Genomic DNA, 19,695 nt, shown 5'->3' on the forward strand with positions numbered 1-19,695 from the left:
GTGATGGCCGTGCTCGTCGACAAGAACACCAAGGTGCTGTGCCAGGGCTTCACCGGGGCCCAGGGCACCTTCCACTCCGAGCAGGCGATCGCCTACGGCACCCGCATGGTCGGCGGCGTCACCCCGGGCAAGGGCGGGACCAAGCATCTCGACCTGCCGGTGTTCGACACCGTGGCCCAGGCGGTGGACCAGACCGGGGCCAATGCCAGCGTGATCTACGTGCCGCCGCCCTTCGCCGCGGATGCGATCCTGGAGGCGATCGACGCCGGGATCCCGCTGGTGGTGTGCATCACCGAGGGCATCCCGGTCCTGGACATGGTCAAGGTCAAGCGCGCCCTGGCCGGCTCCGCCACCCGTCTGATCGGGCCGAACTGCCCGGGCGTGATCACGCCGGGCGAGTGCAAGATCGGGATCATGCCGGGCCACATCCACCGCCGCGGCAAGATCGGCATCGTCAGCCGGTCGGGCACGCTGACCTATGAGGCGGTGGCGCAGACCACGGCGGCCGGCCTGGGCCAGACCACCTGCATCGGCATCGGCGGCGACCCGGTGAACGGCACCAGCTTCGTCGACGCGCTGGAGCTGTTCCTGGGCGACCCGGAGACCGAGGGCATCATCATGATCGGCGAGATCGGCGGCGACGCCGAGGTGATGGGCGCCGAGTTCCTGAAGGCCAGCGGCACGACCAAGCCGGTGGTCGGCTTCATCGCCGGCCGCACCGCGCCGCCGGGCCGCCGCATGGGCCATGCCGGCGCCGTGATCTCCGGCGGCCATGACACCGCCGACCACAAGATCGAGGCGCTGAAGGCCGCCGGCATCGCCGTCGCCGACTCCCCCGCATCCCTCGGCAAGACCATGCTCGCGGCGATGAAGGGCTGATCCTTCCTCGCGGGACCTTTTCAAAAACAGCGCCCTTTCCCTTTGCCGTCATTCCCGCAAAAGCGGGAATCTCTTTCCGGTCCAAGCGTGACGAGATCCCCGCTTTCGCGGGGATGACGGGTTGGGGAATGCTGAAACGGTCTCCCTCGCAGCCGAGATTCGGCCCCGACCGGTCCTGCCGGTCGGGGCTTTTTCATGTCCGGATCCCTCGATTCGGACCGTTCGTGCCGGTCACGATGTCGCGTTTGCGTTCTTTGCGTGGGAGATCTGTCGTAATGGCGCCGGAAATTGCCCGTTCCGCGCCCGACATGCCTTTCATCTCTTGGACTTTCGGCGTAGGTTGCGCGCCACTTAGAGCCCCGTCCCACCAGGGACCGCCCGGCCGCGGCGTCAACGCGGCCGCCGACCGCCAGGGAAACGGCCCAAGACCGGCCGTTGAGAATGATGGGTAGCCCGTCGGAACAGAGCTCTTTCCTGTTCGCCCCGAATGCCGATTTCATCGCCGAGCTGCACGAGCGCTATCGCGCCGATCCGGCCTCGGTGGACGAGAGCTGGCGCGCCTTCTTCGCCGGCCTCGGCGAGGGTGAGGCGGAAGCCGACACCGGACCATCCTGGAGCCCGCAGAACGGCGCCATCCCCGCGGTCAGGCTGAACGGCCTGGGCGAGGCCTTCGGGCTGGAGGCGCCGACCGAGGCGCCCGCCAAGGGTGCCAAGCCCGGCAAGGCGCCGGCCGCGCCAGCTGCCGCCGTCGCCCCGGATGCCGACGCGATCCGCCGCGCCGCGCATGACACGCTGCGGGCGATGCAGCTGATCCGTGCCTATCGCGTGCGCGGCCATCTGCAGGCCGATCTCGACCCGCTCGGCCTGTCCGTGCACAACAAACCGCATCCGGACCTCGACCCGGCCACCTACGGCTTCACCGAGGCCGACATGGAGCGGCCGATCTACGTCGCCGGCCAGCTGGGCCTGGACACGCCGACGCTGCGCCAGATCGTGACCCGGCTGCGCGCCACCTATTGCGGCCATATCGGCGTCGAGTACATGCACATCCAGGACCCGGCGATCCGCGCCTGGATCCAGGAGCGGATCGAGACGATCGAGAACCGCACGGAATTCACCCCGGCCGGCAAGCGCGCGATCTATGAGCGCCTGACCGCGGCCGAGACCTTCGAGCGCTTCCTCAACGTCAAGTACACCGGCACCAAGCGCTTCGGCCTGGACGGCGGCGAGGCGATGATCCCGGCGCTGGAGCAGGTGCTGAAGCGCGGCGGGCAGCTGGGCCTCGAGGACGTCGTCGTCGGCATGGCCCATCGCGGCCGCCTGAACACCCTGACCAACGTCATCGGCAAGCCGTTCACCGCGATCTTCTCGGAGTTCCAGGGCAACCCGGCCAACCCCGAGGACGTGCAGGGGTCGGCCGACGTGAAGTACCATCTCGGCACATCGTCCGACCGGGAGTTCGACGACAAGGTCATCCACCTGTCGCTGACCGCGAACCCGTCGCATCTGGAATGCGTCAACCCGGTGGTGGTCGGCAAGGTCCGCGCCAAGCAGACCCAGCGCCGCGACGGGGACCGGACCCGGGTGCTGCCGCTGCTGATCCATGGCGACGCCGCCTTCGCCGGCCAGGGCGTGGTGGCCGAGACGCTGATGATGTCCGACCTGAAGGGCTATCGGGTCGGCGGCACCGTCCATTTCGTCATCAACAACCAGATCGGCTTCACCACCGCGCCGGTCTATTCCCGTTCAGGCCCCTACTGCACCGACGTGGCGCGGACAGTCCAGGCGCCGATCTTCCACGTCAACGGCGACGATCCGGAAGCGGTCGTCCATGCCTCGCGCATCGCCATCGAGTTCCGCCAGGAATTCGGCCATGACGTGGTGGTGGACATGTTCTGCTACCGCCGCTTCGGCCACAATGAGGGCGACGAGCCGGCCTTCACCCAGCCGCTGATGTACAAGACCATCGCCCAGCACGCTTCGGTGCGCGAGCTGTACGCCCGGCAGCTGGTCGAGGAAGGCCTGCTGACGGCCGAGAGCGCCGAGGGCATCGTCCGCGACTTCCAGAAGCATCTGGAGGCGGCGTTCCAGGCCGCCACCTCGTACAAGCCGAACAAGGCCGACTGGCTGGGCGGCGCCTGGTCGGGCCTGACCGCGGCCGTGGGCGACGACCGCCGCGGCGCCACCGCGGCGCCGGACGAGCTGCTGCGCGAGGTCGGCCAGGCCATCAGCACCGTGCCGCAGGGCATCAACGTCAATCCGAAGGTGGTGCGCCAGCTCAAGTCCAAGGCGCAGATGATCGAGTCCGGCCGCGAAATCGACTGGGCGACCGCCGAGGCGCTGGCCTTCGGCACGCTGGTGGCCGAGGGCATCCCGGTGCGGCTGTCCGGCCAGGATTCCGGCCGCGGCACCTTCAGTCAGCGCCATTCGGTGCTGGTCGACCAGGAGACCGAGGAGCGCTACGTCCCGCTGAACCACATCCGCGAGGGCCAGGCGACCTTCGAGGTGCATGACAGCCCCCTGTCGGAATTCGCGGTGCTGGGCTTCGAATATGGCTATTCCCTGGCCGAGCCGATGGCCCTGACGCTGTGGGAGGCGCAGTTCGGCGACTTCGCCAACGGCGCCCAGACCATCATCGACCAGTTCATCTCCTCCGGCGAGCAGAAGTGGCTGCGCATGTCCGGCCTGGTGATGCTGCTGCCGCATGGCTATGAGGGCCAGGGGCCGGAGCATTCCTCGGCCCGGATCGAGCGCTACCTGCAGCAATCGGCCGAGGACAACTGGCAGGTGGTCAACCTGACCACGCCGGCCAACTACTTCCACGCGCTGCGGCGGCAGATGCACCGCGACTTCCGCAAGCCGCTGGTGGTGTTCACGCCGAAGTCGCTGCTGCGCCACAAGGAGTGCGTCTCGACCCTGGCCGATTTCAGCAGCGGCTCGGGCTTCCACCGCGTGCTGGGCGAGACCGCCGAGCTGGTGGCCGGCGAATCGGTGCGGCGGGTCGTGATCTGCTCCGGCAAGGTCTATTACGACCTGCGCAAGGAGCGCGAGGAGCGCGGCCTGAAGGATGTCGCCATCATCCGGCTGGAGCAGATGTTCCCGTTCCCGCGCAAGACGCTGGGCGCCGAGCTGGCGAAGTATCCCAACGCCGAGGTGGTGTGGTGCCAGGAGGAGCCCGAGAATCAGGGCGCCTGGTACTTCGTCGACCGCAAGATCGAGGCCGCGCTGGGCGAGATCAAGCATCGCAGCGCCCGGCCGCGCTATGCCGGCAGGCCCGAGGCCGCGGCCCCGGCCACCGGCCTGCTGCGCCGCCACAACCAGGAACAGGCCAAGCTGGTCGACGAGGCCCTGTCGGCCGGCTGATACCGGAACGCTTGCGCCCCGAACGGACCGGAAGGAATGGAGACTCTATGAGCGTCGAGATCAAGGTGCCCGCCCTGGGTGAATCGGTGTCCGAGGCCACCGTCGCCCGCTGGCTGAAGAAGCCGGGCGACGCCGTGGCCATGGACGAGCCGCTGGTCGAGCTCGAGACCGACAAGGTGACGCTCGAGGTCAACGCCACCGCCGCCGGCGTGCTGGAATCGGTGGCGGCCGAAGAGGGCAGCAACGTCGAGGTCGGCGCCCTGCTCGGCAGCATCGGCGAGGGCAGCGGCGCCCCGGCCAAGCCGGCGGCCAAGGCCGAGGCGGCCAAGCCTGCCGCCGCGCCGGCCGCGGCTCCGGCCAAGGCCAATGGCGGCGAGGCGCCGATCGCCATGCCGTCCGCGGCCAAGATCATCGCCGAGAACAGCCTCGACGCCGGCGCCATCGCCGGCAGCGGCAAGGGCGGGCGCATCCTGAAGGAGGACGCGCAGGCCGCGGCTTCCGGTGGCGCCAAGCCGGCCGCAGCTCCGTCTTCCGGGAGCGTGATCGAGGTTCCCGCCTTCACCCGTCCCGAAAGCGGCCCGCGGCCGAAGAAGGACCGTGAGGAGCGGGTGCGCATGACCAAGCTGCGCAAGACCATCGCCACCCGGCTGAAGCAGGCGCAGAACAACGCCGCCATGCTGACGACCTTCAACGAGGTCGACATGACGGCGCTGATGGCGCTGCGCAACCAGTACAAGGACAGCTTCGAGAAGAAGCACGGCGTGAAGCTGGGCTTCATGTCGTTCTTCCTGAAGGCCTGCATCGTCGCGCTGAAGGAGCTGCCGGCGGTCAACGCCGAGATCGACGGCGACGAGCTGGTCTACAAGAACTACTACGACATCGGCGTCGCCGTCGGCACGCCGAACGGGCTGGTGGTGCCGGTGGTGCGCGACGCCGACGGCCTGACCTTCGCCGAGGTCGAGAAGACCATCGGCGAGCTGGGCCGCAAGGCCCGCGACGGCAAGCTGTCGATGGCCGACCTGACCGGCGGCACCTTCACCATCTCCAACGGCGGCGTCTACGGCTCGCTGATGTCGACGCCGATCCTGAACCCGCCGCAGTCGGGCATCCTGGGCATGCACAAGATCCAGGAGCGGCCGATGGCCGTCGGCGGCAAGGTCGAGATCCGGCCGATGATGTACCTGGCCCTATCCTACGACCACCGCATCATCGACGGGCGCGAGGCCGTGACCTTCCTGGTCCGGGTCAAGGAGTGCCTGGAGGATCCGCAGCGCATCCTGCTCGACATGTGACCTACAGGAAGGGCACGCCGACGCGCCCCTGCGCGTCATGCTACAAAGCACGTGCCCTTCTTCGTTTCGGGAGATGCGTGTGCTCCGTCCTGCCCTTTTCGCCCTGCTGCTGCTCGCCGTCGCAGTGCCGGTCTCGGCCCAGGAGGCCGAGGGATGGGGCACCGGCGCCCATATGGGCACGGCCTATGCCGGGCTGACCAATGCCGACGGCGCCCATCTCGGCGTCTACTGCGCCGAGAACGTCGCGCCGCAGGGCGCCCAGGCGATCCGCACCGGCGCTTATGTGGTGTTCTCGCTGCCGCGCAAGCTGGCCCTGGAGGCAAAACCGGTGCCGGTGACCTTCACCGTCGACGGCAAGGCCACGGCGGTGCCGATGGCCGTCACGGCCGAGGAAGTCGCGACCAGCTTCGACTGGGGCCCGTCCAAGGCCTTCACCACCGACCAGATGAAAGCGCTGGTCGAAAGCCTGCGCCGCGGCAAGACGCTGACCGTCAGCCTGGCCGAGCCCGCGGTGACCGAGCCCTTCACCCTCGCCGGCTCCGGCACCGCGCTGGAGAATATCTTCGACTGCGCGAAACGCTGACCGCGGCGCGATCGGGTGAGAGGAATTTGCCTACTCTACTGTCATGCCCGGGCTTGACCCACGGCTGTCCGGTTGAGGAAAAGCCGCAACCAACACGGGTTTATCTTGGGGTTGAATTCTATTTTACCGTCGTCCTCGGGCTTGACCCGAGGATCCAGGGGCTTTCAAGAGCCGCTCTGGTGGCCCTGGATTGCCGGGTCAAGCCCGGCAATGACAATAAAAGTTTAGTTCAGCGCCTAGATCTGCAACCCGAAAAACTTAACCGGACATCAGTGGCTTGACCCGGGCATCCAGAGGCTGTCGAGACCTTCTGGATTGCCGGGTCAACAAGCGAACAGTGGATTCAGCCTCTTCGCCCGATTGCCCGAGTTCTGAGGCGCCGCGCCGCGCCTTGACTCGAACCAAGCGGACCGGCTAATTACTAGAACGAACGTTCGATCGAGTGCGATGTGTTGGCCGACACCGACAGCAAGCGGGATGCGATCCTGAAGGCGACGCTGGAGCTGGTGGCGGAGCGTGGCTTTCACGACACGCCGATGTCCCAGGTCGCCAAGCGGTCGGGCGCCAGCCCCGGGGTGATCTACCACTACTTCGCCAGCAAGGACGAGCTGATCCGCGACCTCTACAAGGAGGTCAAGGCGGTGAAGGCCCGGGCCATGCTGCAGGGCGATCTCGATGGCGCCTCCCCCAAGGAGGCGTTCAAGCATACCTGGTGCAACGCCTACCAGTTCTACCGGACCCACCGGCTGGAGGCGCGGTTCCTCGAGCAGTACGAGAACTCGCCCTATCACTGCCCGACCGACCTGCAGGAGCTGGCGAAGGAGGACCAGAACTTCGCCATCCTGGCCCGGCGGCTGGGCTTCGTCGACGGCGGCAGTCCGTTCAAGCCACTGCCGACGGACATCGTCTACGACCTGTCCTTCGGCCTCGCCGCGCGCCTCGCGCGGCGGGCCCCGGACGAGCCGCTGGACGACGCGACCCTGGACGACATTGCCGAGGGCTGCTGGCGCGCCGTCGCCCGCAACCCGTGAGTTTTTAAGCGTATTAGATCGAACGTTCGATCTAGAGACCTTCTACCCCAGATCCGCGGCCAACGCGGACAGCCAGCCCCGGCGCGGTGCCCGGTTCCTGCACCGCATCCAAATTGGGACATCGACAATGGTGAAGCTGAACATCAACGGCGCCGACCACGAGCTGGACATCGATCCGCAGATGCCGCTGCTGTGGGCCCTGCGCGACCATCTCGACATGACCGGCACCAAATTCGGCTGCGGCCAGGCCCTGTGCGGCGCCTGCACCGTGCATCTCGACGGCCAGCCGGTGCGGTCGTGCCAGACCTTCGTCGGCGACGTCGGCGAGGGCAAGATCACCACCATCGAGGGCGTCAACGGCAAGGTCGCCGAGGCGGTGCGCGCCGCCTGGACCAAGCTGGACGTGGTGCAGTGCGGCTACTGCCAGTCCGGCCAGATCATGTCGGCCATCGGCCTGCTGAGCCAGACGCCGAAGCCGACCGACGACGACATCGTCTCGGCGATGGACGGCAACATCTGCCGCTGCGGCACCTACCAGCGCATCCGCGCCGCGATCCACGACGCCGCGTCGCAGCTGGCCTGAACCGGAGGGACGACCCATGTTTGCCCAGCCAATCGTCGCCCCGGCCGTGCCCGAGGCCGATCTCGCCAAGCCGAATCGCCGTTCCTTCCTGAAGGGCGCCAGCGCCCTCGGCGGCGCCTTGGTGATCGCGGCCCATCTGCCGCTCGCCCGCCGCGCCATGGCCGCGGCCGGAGACCTGGCCCCCAACGCCTTCGTCCGCGTCGCGCCGGACAGCACGGTCACCGTGCTGATCAAGCAATGCGAGATGGGCCAGGGCGTGACCACCGGCCTGACCACCATCGTCGCCGAGGAGATCGACGCCGATTGGGGCCAGATGCGCTTCGAATTCGCCCCGGCCGATGCCAAGCTTTACAACAACCTCGCCTTCGGCCCGATCCAGGGCACCGGCGGGTCGACCTCGATCGCCAATTCCTGGGACCAGCTGCGCCGTGCCGGCGCCATGGCCCGCGCCATGCTGGTGCAGGCCGCCGCCGCCGAGTGGCAGGTCCCGGCCGGTGAGATCACCGTGCAGAAGGGCGTCGTTGCGCACGCCTCCGGCAAGTCCGCCCGCTTTGGCGAGCTGGCCGGCAAGGCGGCCACGCTGACCCCGCCGGCGGATGTCACGCTGAAGGACCCGAAGGCCTTCACTTTGGTCGGCGGGCATGTGCCGCGGCTGGACACCCCGGCCAAGATCACCGGCAAGGCCGGCTTCTCGATCGACGTCCGCCGGCCGGGCCAGCTGACCGCGCTGGTGGCCCATCCGCCGCGCTTCGGCGGCACGCCGAAGAGCGTCGACGCCGCGGCGGCCAAGCAGGTGCCGGGCGTGGTCGACGTGGTGACCATCCCGACCGGCGTCGCCGTGGTGGCCAGGGACACCTGGTCGGCGATGCAGGGCTGCGAGGCGCTGAAGATCGAGTGGGATGCGGCTGCCGGCGAAGGCCAGTCCACCGATGCGATCATGGCCGGGTACAAGACCATGGCGCAGACGCCCGGCCTGACCGCGGCCAAGCGTGGCGACGCCGCGGCGGCGCTGCAGAAGGCGGCCAAGCTGGTCGAGGTGGAGATCGAGTTCCCCTACCTGGCCCATGCGCCGATGGAGCCGCTGAACGGCGTGCTGGAGCCGACCAAGGACGGCGCCGTGTGGTGGGCCGGGTCGCAGTTCCAGACCGTCGAGCAGGCCACCATCGCCGCCATCCTCGGCCTGAAGCCGGAGCAGGTGACGATCAACTCGACCTACACCGGCGGCTCCTTCGGCCGGCGCGCCACGCCGGACGCCGACTACGCGGCCGAGGCGGCGATGATCGTCAAGGCCACCGGCGCGAAGGCGCCGATCCACCTGATGCGGACCCGCGAGGACGACATGAAGGCCGGCTATTACCGGCCGATGGCGTATCACAAGGTCCGCGCCGGGCTGGACGCGGCCGGGAACGTCAGCGGCTGGGACCATGTCGTGGTCGCCAAGTCGATCATGATCGGCACCTCCTTCGAGGCCTTCGCGGTGAAGGACGGCATCGACGCCACCAGCATCGAGGGCGCGTCGGACACCGCCTATGCCGTGCCGGACCTGACCGCGACGGTGCACAACGCCAAGGAGGGCGTGCCGGTGCTGTGGTGGCGCTCGGTCGGGCACACCCACACCGCCCACGCGGTCGAGACCGTGGTCGACGAGCTGGCCCATGCGGCGGGCAAGGACCCGGTCGCCTTCCGCGCCACGCTGCTGAAGGACCAGCCGCGCCATGCCGGCGTGCTGGCGCTGGTGGCGGAGAAGGCGGGCTGGGGCCAGCCCTTGCCGGCCGGATCTGGGCGCGGCGTCGCCGTGCACCAGTCCTTCGGCACCTACGTCGCCACCGTGGCCGAGGTCTCGATCAAGGACGGTGCCTTGAAGGTGGACCGGGTGGTGGCGGCCGTCGATTGCGGCATCGCGGTCAACCCGGACGTGATCCGGGCCCAGGTCGAGGGGTCGGTCGGCTTCGCCCTCTCCGTCGTCCTGCGCAACAAGATCACGCTCAAGGACGGCGAGGTGGAGCAGGCCAATTTCGACACCTATGAGCCGACCCGGATGTCGGAGATGCCGAAGGTCGAGGTGCACATCATGCCCTCGGCCGAGGCGCCGACCGGCATCGGCGAGCCGGGCGTGCCCGGGCTGGCGCCGGCGATCGGCAACGCGGTCTTCGCCGCCACCGGCCAGCGCCTGCGCTCGCTGCCGCTCGACCTGTCGAAGCTGACCAGCACCTGAGCCGCCAGGCCGGATGACGGATGCGAGGCCCGCCTGGTGCGGGCCTCGTTCTTTTCAGAGCGGGCGCGTTGGAGCCTGCCTGCTGAATCCCCGGCAGGCCCCGCCGAAAGCAAAATGAGTCCCCCCTCCCCTCGCGGGAGGGGGCTAGGGGGAGGAGGTTCGCGCCGCCAGAGACGGCCCGAACTCTGGCGATCAGCCCGTGGCGAAGCCTGCGCATCGCGCATTCGCGCGCGGACGCGCGCAGACCCCTCCCCCTGCCCCCCTCCCGCAAGGGGAGGGGGGACTAAGAGGAAACGGGCGTCGACTGCTCCGAGCCGGCCCCGAGCGCCGCCATCCGGGACGAGATCGCCGCCAGTTCGGCCCGCAGCAGCGGCGTGGCGTGGTCGATGAAGGCGCGCAGCACTGCGTTGCGGCGCGGGACCGGGTGGAACACCAGATGCACCGGGGTCGGGTCCGGCTCGAAGCCGGGCAACAGCGCCACCAGGCGGCCGGCCGCCAGATGGTCGACCACCTGATAGGACAGCACCCGACAGATGCCGCTGCCGCGGATTGCGGCGTCGATGGCCGTGGCGGCGCTGTTGAGGACGATGCGCGGCTCGAGCGCGACCGGGGTCGTGCGGGGGCGCCCCGCGGACCGATCGGTGAAGCGCCACAGCTCACGGCCGCCGCCCTCCTCCGCGCCGATGCAGATGAGGCGGGCCAGCGCCGCCGGCTGCTCCGGCGCGCCGCATCGCTCGAGATAGGACGGGGCGGCGCAGGTCAGCTTGCGCACCTCGCCGAGCCGGACCGCGACGATGCCGGAATCGGGCAGCGGCGCCAGCCGGACGGCGACATCCACGCCTTCATCGACCAGATTCACCACCCGGTTCAGCAGCAGCAGCCGCGCCCGCACCGCGGGGTGGCCGGCCAGAAAGCCTTCCAGCACCGGCATCACCTTCAGCCGTCCGAACAGCTCCGGCGCGGTGATGCCGATGGTGCCCTCCAGCCGGCCGGCCTCGGGGTTCCGCTCCGCCTGCTCCAGCTCGGCCAGGACGCTGCGCCAGATCGCGACATGGCGCTCGCCGCCGGCGGTCAGCCGCAGGGCCCGGGCATTCCGGTGCAGCAGCCGCTCGCCCAGCCTGGCCTCCAGCGTCGCGATCGCCCGGGTGACGGTCGCCGGCGACCGCCCCAGGGCGCGAGCCGCAGCGGCGAGCGACCCCTGGTCCACCACCGCCAGGAAGATGGCCATGGCATCGAGCCGGTCCATGATTTCAGATCCTGCAACCTCAGATTGCCAATATGCCAACTTATTGCAGAAACGGAAACGTCCTACATCGGCTTCGACCACAATGCGCGAGGCGATGATGATACGGCACCTGGGCAGGCGATCCCTGCTGGCCCTTCTCGGCGGGCTTGGCCTGCTTCCCGCCGCCGCGCAGGCGGCCGGCCTGCGCCCGGCGGCCCGGACTTCCGTTTCGGAAAAGGAGAGCACCATGACCGTTCGATACGGGACGAAGCAGGTCGGCAACGTGTCGGTCTTCTACCGCGAGGCCGGGCCGGCCGACGCGCCGGTGCTGCTGCTGCTGCACGGCTTCCCGACCGCCAGCCACATGTTCCGGGACCTGATCCCGCTGCTGGCCGACCGCTATCGGGTGATCGCGCCCGACCTGCCGGGCTTCGGCAACACCGTCGCGCCGCCGCGCGCCGCCTTCGAGTACAGCTTCGACCGGCTGGCCGAGGTGATCGGCGGCTTCACCGACGCCATGCGGCTGACACGCTATGCCCTCTACATCTTTGATTACGGCGCCCCTGTCGGCTTCCGGCTGGCGCTGCAGCATCCGGAGCGGATCAGCGCCATCATCAGCCAGAACGGCAACGCCTATATCGAGGGGCTGAGCGCTGAGTGGGGCCCATGGCAAGCCTATTGGCGCGAGCCCACCGCCGAGCACCGCGAGGCCTGCCGCGCCTCGCTGACCGACGAGGCGATCCGCTTCCAGTACCAGCACGGCGCGCCGGCCGACCTTCTGTCGCCAGACGGCTATACCCTGGACCGCCAGTACATGCGGCGGCCGGAGGCGCAGGAGATCCAGCTGGACCTGATCCTGAGCTACCGCACCAATGTGGAGCGCTACCCGGAGTTCCAGGCCTATTTCCGCCGGCACCGGCCGCCGCTGCTGGCCGTCTGGGGCAAGAACGACGCGTTCTTCATCCCGCCGGGGGCCGAGGCCTATAAGCGCGACCTGCCGGATGCCGAGATCCATTTCGTCGATGCCGGCCATTTCGCGCTGGAGACCCATCACGCCGAGATCGCCGGCCTGATCCGGGACTTCCTGGGACGGCAGAAGGCCTGACCGCCCGGCCCATCACCGCGACTGCCGCGGCAATTCGCACCTGACCCGCGCGGCGAAACCGGCTAAAACCGCGCCGCGCGGCTGCGGCCCACCCCGGGCCGGCGAGAGCCGCGCCGGACCAGCGTGATGGGCTACGTCGTCAAAGAGATCTTCAAGACCCTGCAGGGCGAAGGCCGCCATGCCGGGCGCGCCTCGGTGTTCTGCCGCTTCGTCGGCTGCAACCTGTGGACCGGCCGCGAGCAGGACCGGGCCGAGGCGGTGTGCCGGTTCTGCGACACCGACTTCCTGGGCACCGACGGTCCGGGCGGCGGCCGCTTCGGCACGGCCGAGGCGCTGGCCGCGGCGATCGAGGCGTGCTGGGACGGCGCGGAGGCGGAGCGCTTCGTCGTCTTCACCGGCGGCGAGCCGCTGCTGCAGATCGACCGCGACCTGCTGGACGCGATCCATGCCCGCGGCTTCAGCGCCGCGGTCGAGACCAACGGCACCATCGAACCGCCGGCCGAGTTGGACTGGATCTGCGTCAGCCCCAAGGCCGGCGCCCCCTTGGCCGCACGAAGCGGCGACGAGCTGAAGCTGGTCTATCCCCAGCCCGGGCTGCTGCCCGAGGCGGTGGCGGAGCTCGACTTCAGCCATTTCTGGCTGCAGCCGATGGACGGGCCTGACCGCATCGCCAACACCGAGGCCGCGGTCGCCTACTGCCTGTCGCACCCGCAATGGCGGCTGAGCCTGCAGACCCACAAGCTGATCGGGATTCCATGAGGATCACCCAGGCCTTCACCTTCGAGGCGGCGCACCGGCTGCCGAACGTGCCGGCAACGCATCGCTGCCACCGGATGCATGGCCATTCCTATCGGGTCGAGCTGCGGCTGGAGGGGGCGGTGGATCCCGAGACCGGCTTCGTCGTCGATTTCTTCGATGTCGAGGCCGCCTTCGCGCCGATCCTGGCCCGGCTGGACCATCACTGCCTGAACGAGATCGAGGGTCTGGCGAACCCGACGGCCGAGCACATCGCGATCTGGATCTGGGACCGGGTGCGGCCGGCGCTGCCGCTGCTGGCCGCCGTCGCCGTCTACGAGACGCCGAACTGCTGGGCCGAATACGATGGCCGGTGACCAGGGCGAGAGGGGCGCGGCCGAGGGCGCGCTGGTGCTGTTCTCCGGCGGGCAGGATTCGGCCACCTGCCTGGCCTGGGCGCTGGAGCGCTTCGGCCGGGTTGAGACCGTCGGCTTCGACTACGGCCAGCGGCACCGGGTCGAGCTGGACGTCCGGCCCGTTGTCCTGGAGTCGATGCGCAGCCGCTTCCCGGACTGGGCCGGGCGGCTGGGCGACGACCACATGCTGGACCTCGGCGTGCTGGGCCAGGTCAGCGACACGGCGCTGACCCGCGATGTCGAGATCGCGATGCAGGATAACGGCCTGCCCAACACCTTCGTGCCCGGCCGCAACCTGGTGTTCGTGACCTTCGCCGCCGCCCTGGCCTATCGCCGCGGCCTGCGCCACCTGGTGGTGGGAGTCTGCGAGACCGACTATTCCGGCTATCCGGACTGCCGCGACGACACCATGAAGGCGATGCAGCTGGCGCTGAACCTGGGCATGGAGACCCGCTTCGTCCTGCACACGCCGCTGATGTGGATCGACAAGGCCGAAACCTGGCGCCTGGCCGACTCCCTGGGTGGCGCGGCGCTGGTCGAGCTGATCCGCGACGAGACCCACAGCTGCTATCGCGGCGACCGCAGCCGGTCGCATGACTGGGGCCGCGGCTGCGGCGAATGCCCGGCCTGCGACCTGCGCGCCGAGGGCTGGCGCCGCTATCGCGACCCCAGCCCGCCGGCCGCCTAGAACCCCATTTCGAGCGACTACAGCACGAAGTCGCCGGCGGTCAGGGCATGGTCGGACTGGACGATGATGATCGAGTCCTGGGTCTTGTCGCCATTGATGTCGAGATAGACACCCTGCGTGCCGCCGCCGAAATCGACCACCCGGACTTCCCCGGCATGGCCGGTGAAGCCGCCGGTGCCGAAGCTGAAAGCGGTGTCGCCGTTAACCTCGTTGCCGTCGGCATCGATCCCCGAAAGGTCGATCCGGTCGCCGGTGGTGAAATCCGAGATCGTGTCCCGGCCGGCCGCCGCCACCGTGCTGTCGGCCGCGCTGGCGTAGACGAAGCCGTCATTGCCCGCCCCGCCCTTCAGCGCATCGGCCCCGAGACCGCCGCGGAGCGAGTCTGCGCCGCCATTGCCCCACAGCGTGTTGGCCCCGGCATCGCCGGCGAGCGTGTCGGATTGGGCCGAGCCGTAGACCTGCTCGATCCCGGCCAGGGTGTCGCCCTGGGCGTCGCCGCCGACGCCAGTGCCGAGCCCAAGGTTGACGGTCACCCCGACCGCGCTGGTGGTGTAGTAGGCGGTGTCGATGCCGGCGCCGCCGACCAGCACGTCGGCACCGCCCCGGCCTTCGAGGATGTCGTTGCCCGCGCCGCCGTCGAGCGTGTTGATGCCGGCGCTGCCGGTCAGGCTGTCGTTCAGGCCGGAGCCGGTCAGGGCCTCGATCTCGAACAGCTTGTCACCCTGGGCGTCGCCGCCGGCGCCGAGACCCGAGATCAGGGAGACGATCACCGCCGCCGCCGAGGTCGAATAATCCGCCGTGTCGACGCCGTCGCCACCCTTCAGCACATCGGCACCGAGGCCGCCGCGGAGCGTGTCGCCGCCGATCATGCCCCACAGCGTGTTGGCCCCGGCATCGCCGATCAGGGTGTCGGCTTGTGCCGAGCCCAGAACCTGCTCGATCCCGGCCAGGGTGTCACCCTGGGCGTCGCCGCCGACGCCGGTGCCGAGCGTGAGGTTGATCGTCACCCCGGCCGCACTGGCGGTGTAGTAGGCGGTGTCGATGCCGGCCCCGCCGATCAGCACGTCGGCACCGCCGCGGCCCTCGAGGATGTCGTTGCCGTTGCCGCCGTCGAGCGTGTTGACGCCGGCGCTGCCGGTCAGATTGTCATCCAGGCCGGAGCCGATCAGGGTCTCGATCTCGAACAGCTTGTCGCCCTGGGCGTCGCCGCCCGCGCCGAGACCCGAGACCAGGGTGACGGTCACCGCGGCCGCCGAGGTCGAATAATCCGCCGTGTCGACGCCGTCGCCGCCCTTCAGCACATCGGCCCCGAGGCCGCCACGGAGGGTGTCGTTGCCGCCATTGCCCCACAGCGTGTTGGCCGCGGCATCGCCGGTCAGGGTGTCGGATTGGGCCGAGCCCAGGATCTGCTCGATCCCGGCCAGGGTGTCGCCCTGGGCGTCGCCACCGACACCGGTGCCGAGCCCGAGGTTGACGGTCACCCCGGCCGTGCTGGCGGTGTAATAGGCGGTGTCGATGCCGGCGCCGCCGATCAGCACATCGGCACCGCCCCGGCCCTCGAGGATGTCGTTGCCGTTGCCGCCGTCGAGCGTGTTGACGCCGGCGCTGCCGGTCAGATTGTCATCGAGGCCGGAGCCGGTCAGGTTCTCGATGCCGACCAGCACGTCGCCCTGGGCATCGCCGCCGGTGCCGGTGCCGGAGACCAGGGTGACCTTCACCGCGGCCGCCGAGGTCGAATAATCCGCCGCGTCGATCCCGGCAAGGCCATCGATGTGGTCGGCGCCGATGCCGCCCCTGAGCGTGTCGTTGCCGGCCGTGCCGACCAGCGTGTCGTTGGAGTCGATGCCGGAAACGGTGACCGTGACCGTCGCAGTCCCGCCCCCGGCCAGGGTGTAGGTGAAGCTGTCCGTCGCCGAAAGGTTGGCGGCGCCGGAGCCCGCCGCGGGCAGGGCGTCGAAGGCGTGGTTCGGGTCATAGACGAAGGTGCCGCCCGCATTGAGCGTCAGATGCGCGCCCGAGGCGAGCGTGATCATGACGCCGACCGACGCCGGGGTACCGTTCACCGCGGCCACGGCGAGCAGGGAATCTATGTCGCTGTCCGCGCCGGAGCCGTTATCGGCGAAGACGCTCCCGGTCGTGATGGCGGTGGCTTCGCCGGTCGCGAAGGCGTCGGCCTGAGCGATCCCCGGATCGTCGACCGCGGCGACGCCGACATTGAAGGTGCCGGTGGTGATGCCGCCCTGGCCGTCGGACAGGGTATAGGTGACGACATCCGGGCCGTTGGCATTGGCGTTCGGCGTGTAGACCAGGTTGCCGTTGACGTCGAGCGCGACGCCGCCGTGCAGGGCCGAGCCGCCGGTCAGGGCGACAGTGCCGCCGTCGACGTCGCTGGCGCCGGCGAGGATCAGGGTCTTGGCGACGGTGAGCGGGGTGTCCTCGTTGGTGCTCTGGTCGGCGACGCTGCCGGCGTTCGGATCGTCGTTCACCCCGGTGATGGTCATGGTGACGGTCGCGGTGCTCTGCACCCCGGCGGCGTCCTGCATCGTATAGGTGAAGCTGTCGGTCGTCGTGGCGCCGGCGGCCAGGCTCTGGAAGGCCGTGCCCGGGTCGTAGACCACGTTGCCGGCGACGATGCTGACCGACCCCACCGCGCCCGTGCCGTCGACCGACACCAGCGTCTTGGTGTCGCCGGCATCCGGATCGGTGTCGTTGGCGAGCAGGCTGGCCGCCGTCAGGGTGACGGCGCTGCCGTCTTCCTGTGCGCTGCCGGTATCGGCGACGGCCGTGGGCGCGTGGTTCGCCGTGTAGGTGCCGGAGCTGTCGATGATGGTTTCGAGGCCCTGCGAGAACAGCTGTGTGCGCTGTGCCTCGCTGAAGGCGGCGCCGGTCAGGGCGACGCTGTCGTTGGTCCCCGCCCCCTGGATCACCAGCGCGGTGGCGATGCTGCCGGTGGTGAAGGCGGTGCCGGCGACGTTGGTCGTGGTGATCTGCTCGATGCTGGTCAGGGTCTTGCCGGTGAGGTCGAGCGTGGCGGCGCTGGTGGTCAGAGTGTCGGTGCCGGCCCCGCCGTCCAGGGTGGTCACGCCGCCGAGGCCACCGGCGCCGGCGGAGAAGATGTCGGTGCCGCTGCCGGTCCGGATGATCTCGATCGCGGTCAGCGTGTCGGTGCCGACGCCCGTTCCCGACACCGTCCCGGCGGACAGGTTGACCGCCAGCGCGTCGGTCGAGGCCGCATAGGTGACGGTGTCGGTGCCGGCGCCGCCGCTGAAGGCGTTGTTGAAGGTGTTGGTGACATTCGCGGTGACAGTGTCGGCCAGGGCGGTGCCGATGATGTTCTCGATGCTGGTGAGCGTGTCGGTGTTGCCGAAGCTGTCGGTCGCGGTGTTGGTGGCAGCGTCGAGGTTGACCGTGACGGCGAGGGTGCCGCCGTCCTGGCTGTAGTCGGCCGTGTCCGTGCCGCCATTGCCATTCAGCGTATCGTTGTGCTGGCCACCGACCAGAACATCGTTGCCCACACCACCGTTGAGCTGGTCGATGCCGAGACCGGCCATAAGCGTGCTGCCGGTGGCGGCGGCGGTGAGCGTGTCGTGGCCGGCGCCGGTCTTGACGATCTCGATCGAGGTCAGGGTGTCGGTGCCGATGTCGAAGTTCCCGTTGGCCGTGCCGGTGGCCAGATTGACCGTCAGGTCGAGGAAGCTCCCGGCCGCCGAATAATCGACCGTGTCGATGCCGGCGCCGCCGTCGAAGCTGTTGGTCGTCTGTGGGACGAAGATGTTGGTGGCGCCGACGATGACGTCGTTCAGCCCGGTGCCGATGACGTTCTCGATGCTGACGAGCGTGTCGGTGTTGCCGAAGCTGTCGGTCGCGCTTCCGGCGGCGAGGTTCACCGTGACGGCGCCGCTGCCGCCATCCTGGCCGTAGTCCGCCGTGTCGGTGTCGTTACCGCCATTCAGCGTGTCATTACCGGCGCCACCGACCAGCGTATCGTTTTGGTTCTCGCCGTTGAGAAGGTCGCTTCCATCGCCGCCGAACACGAGATCATCGCCGTCTCCGGCGTTGATCGTGTCGTTGCCGGTGCCGATGGGGGAGGTCGTCGACCCGCCATAGATCGTGTCGGCGAGGCTGGTTCCAGCGATCGTCTGGTCCGAAGAGTTCCCGAAAATCGTCGCCATGACGAATGACTTCTCCAAAGCAATTGTGGCAGCGGATACGGCAGGACTGCCGGCGGCCCTCCGCACGTTCAGCCGCGGCCCGCCCGTCGGGCAGGTGAATAGCTTCAGAGGATTCTGCCGACGCGCAGACAGGATTTGGAAGATGAAGACGTCGTTTTCGGCGTCAGTGCCGATGACCGTCGCAGGGACAGCCGACCGTAACTCAGTCCATCGATCGGAATTCGAAGCCCATTGGCATTCTTCTCCGCAGCACCGATGATTTCCCGCCGCCATGGGATTTTAGTTCAAGACCCAAAGGAGCTATTCCGAATTCGAGAGGCAGTTTCGGAATATAAACGTAGAATTCATCTTGCTTTTTATTTATCTCATAAAATGCTATTCGAGGTCAATCGCCCCCAAATGGGTCGCCTTCTGCCAAGTCGAGGCGAACGACATGGCGCGAGCCATCGGGAGCCGTCTGGCGGCGCCCCTCCTATCCCGCGGCTTCGGCCACCAGCCAGTCGCGGAAGGCGGCACGCAGCGGGTCCGGCCGGTCGGCCAAAGGTTGGGCCAGGAAATAGCCGCGCTGGGTGCGATAGGGGCTCGACAAGCAGGCGACGAGCTGGCCGGCGGCCAGCAGGTCGTCGACCAGCGGCCGCCAGCCCAGCGCCACGCCCTGCCCGGCCAGCGCCGCCTGCAGCACCAGCGGGTAGTTGTTGAAGCGTAGCGACCGGCCGCGCGGCGCGCCCTCCACCCCCTGGCCGCGGAACCAGCCGGGCCAGTCGAGCCAGCGGGCCGGGTCCGGGCTGTCGAGATGCAGCAGCGGCTGGCCCAGCAGGTCGGCCGGCGCGGCGAGGCGCGGCAGCCGGGCCAGCATCGCGGGGCTGCAGATCGGCACGACGCTTTCCGGGAACAGCCGGTCGACCGTGCAGCCGGGCCAGCGCCCCGGCCCGAAGGCGACCACAGCGTCGACGGCACGGTCGCGCGGGTCGAGCACGTCCTGGCTGGCCAGAATACGGATCTCGACCCCGCCCAGCGCCGTGCGCAGCCGCTCCAGCCGCGGCAGCAGCCAGTAGGTGGCGAAGGCGAAATCGGTGGCGACGGTGAGCCCGCCGGGGTCGCGCGCCTGCCGGATCTCCGCCGCCGTGTCGGCGATGGCGTCGAGCGACCGGGTCACCACCTGCAGCAGCCGCTCCCCCTCAACGGTCAACGCCACGCCGCGATGCAGCCGCCGGAACAGGGCGGTGCCCAGCCGCGCCTCCAATGCGGCGATCTGATGGGAGACGGCCGGCTGGGTGGCCCCGAGCTCACGCGCCGCGGCACTGAAATTCGACAGCCGCCCCGCGGCCTCGAAGGCCAGGAGCGCCGGCATCGGCGGCAGGTCACGACGTCGGGTTGCCATAAACAGGGATAATAGCTGCATGAATGG

Annotated in this window: 14 protein-coding genes; 11 read left to right on the forward strand and 3 right to left on the reverse strand. The window is 69.2% G+C overall.

What is annotated here, in order from left to right; genetic code table 11:
- Positions 1 to 3: 3 nt before the first annotated feature.
- The 7 genes from sucD (at position 4) to AB4Z01_RS28325 (ending at position 9,946) form a co-directional block, all read left to right on the forward strand.
- Entirely contained in the window at positions 4 to 879 is an 876-nt protein-coding gene (gene sucD, locus AB4Z01_RS28295; RefSeq protein ID WP_441699396.1) for a succinate--CoA ligase subunit alpha, read from the forward strand.
- 444 nt (positions 880 to 1,323) lie between these two features.
- Positions 1,324 to 4,242 (forward strand): 2-oxoglutarate dehydrogenase E1 component, encoded by a 2,919-nt coding sequence (locus AB4Z01_RS28300; protein WP_441699398.1) that lies wholly within the window; start codon positions 1,324 to 1,326, stop codon positions 4,240 to 4,242.
- A gap of 47 nt (positions 4,243 to 4,289) precedes the next feature.
- The gene (gene odhB, locus AB4Z01_RS28305; protein WP_441699358.1) at positions 4,290 to 5,534 is read left to right on the forward strand and encodes a 2-oxoglutarate dehydrogenase complex dihydrolipoyllysine-residue succinyltransferase; all 1,245 of its coding nucleotides are present in this window, start codon (positions 4,290 to 4,292) and stop codon (positions 5,532 to 5,534) included.
- A gap of 79 nt (positions 5,535 to 5,613) precedes the next feature.
- Positions 5,614 to 6,117: a hypothetical protein gene (locus tag AB4Z01_RS28310; protein WP_441699360.1), complete on the forward strand. Its 504-nt coding sequence runs from the start codon at positions 5,614 to 5,616 to the stop codon at positions 6,115 to 6,117.
- A gap of 452 nt (positions 6,118 to 6,569) precedes the next feature.
- Entirely contained in the window at positions 6,570 to 7,148 is a 579-nt protein-coding gene (locus AB4Z01_RS28315; protein WP_441699362.1) for a TetR/AcrR family transcriptional regulator, read from the forward strand.
- A 127-nt stretch (positions 7,149 to 7,275) separates the two neighbouring features.
- Positions 7,276 to 7,731: a (2Fe-2S)-binding protein gene (locus AB4Z01_RS28320; protein WP_441699364.1), complete on the forward strand. Its 456-nt coding sequence runs from the start codon at positions 7,276 to 7,278 to the stop codon at positions 7,729 to 7,731.
- A gap of 16 nt (positions 7,732 to 7,747) precedes the next feature.
- Positions 7,748 to 9,946, forward strand: coding sequence for a molybdopterin cofactor-binding domain-containing protein (locus tag AB4Z01_RS28325; RefSeq protein ID WP_441699366.1), 2,199 nt, complete (start codon positions 7,748 to 7,750; stop codon positions 9,944 to 9,946).
- Between the two features lie 283 nt (positions 9,947 to 10,229).
- Here the strand turns inward: AB4Z01_RS28325 and AB4Z01_RS28330 are convergent, their stop codons facing one another.
- Entirely contained in the window at positions 10,230 to 11,192 is a 963-nt protein-coding gene (locus AB4Z01_RS28330) for a LysR family transcriptional regulator (RefSeq protein WP_441699367.1), read from the reverse strand.
- Between the two features lie 226 nt (positions 11,193 to 11,418).
- Here AB4Z01_RS28330 and AB4Z01_RS28335 point away from each other — a divergent pair, with 226 nt between their 5' ends.
- The 4 genes from AB4Z01_RS28335 (at position 11,419) to queC (ending at position 14,115) form a co-directional block, all read left to right on the forward strand.
- Complete coding sequence (locus AB4Z01_RS28335; protein ID WP_441699368.1) at positions 11,419 to 12,276, forward strand: alpha/beta fold hydrolase; 858 nt, start codon at positions 11,419 to 11,421, stop codon at positions 12,274 to 12,276.
- Between the two features lie 126 nt (positions 12,277 to 12,402).
- Positions 12,403 to 13,035 carry a 7-carboxy-7-deazaguanine synthase gene (gene queE, locus AB4Z01_RS28340; RefSeq protein WP_441699370.1) on the forward strand — a complete coding sequence of 211 codons (633 nt, stop codon included), beginning with the start codon at positions 12,403 to 12,405 and terminating at the stop codon, positions 13,033 to 13,035.
- Positions 13,032 to 13,388 carry a 6-carboxytetrahydropterin synthase QueD gene (queD, locus tag AB4Z01_RS28345; protein ID WP_441699371.1) on the forward strand — a complete coding sequence of 119 codons (357 nt, stop codon included), beginning with the start codon at positions 13,032 to 13,034 and terminating at the stop codon, positions 13,386 to 13,388. The genes queE and queD overlap by 4 nt, the downstream gene beginning before the upstream one ends.
- Positions 13,378 to 14,115, forward strand: coding sequence for a 7-cyano-7-deazaguanine synthase QueC (gene queC, locus AB4Z01_RS28350; RefSeq protein WP_441699373.1), 738 nt, complete (start codon positions 13,378 to 13,380; stop codon positions 14,113 to 14,115). The genes queD and queC overlap by 11 nt, the downstream gene beginning before the upstream one ends.
- Positions 14,116 to 14,132: 17 nt before the next feature.
- On the opposite strand, the gene AB4Z01_RS28355 is transcribed toward queC, so the two are convergent.
- The gene (locus tag AB4Z01_RS28355; RefSeq protein ID WP_441699375.1) at positions 14,133 to 18,287 is read right to left on the reverse strand and encodes a beta strand repeat-containing protein; all 4,155 of its coding nucleotides are present in this window, start codon (positions 18,285 to 18,287) and stop codon (positions 14,133 to 14,135) included.
- Between the two features lie 472 nt (positions 18,288 to 18,759).
- A complete protein-coding gene (locus AB4Z01_RS28360; protein ID WP_441699377.1) occupies positions 18,760 to 19,638 on the reverse strand; it encodes a choline sulfate utilization transcriptional regulator in 879 nt (292 codons plus the stop codon).
- Positions 19,639 to 19,695: the final 57 nt, after the last annotated feature.

This window comes from Inquilinus sp. YAF38, assembly GCF_052113205.1.
Classification (GTDB): domain Bacteria; phylum Pseudomonadota; class Alphaproteobacteria; order DSM-16000; family Inquilinaceae; genus Inquilinus.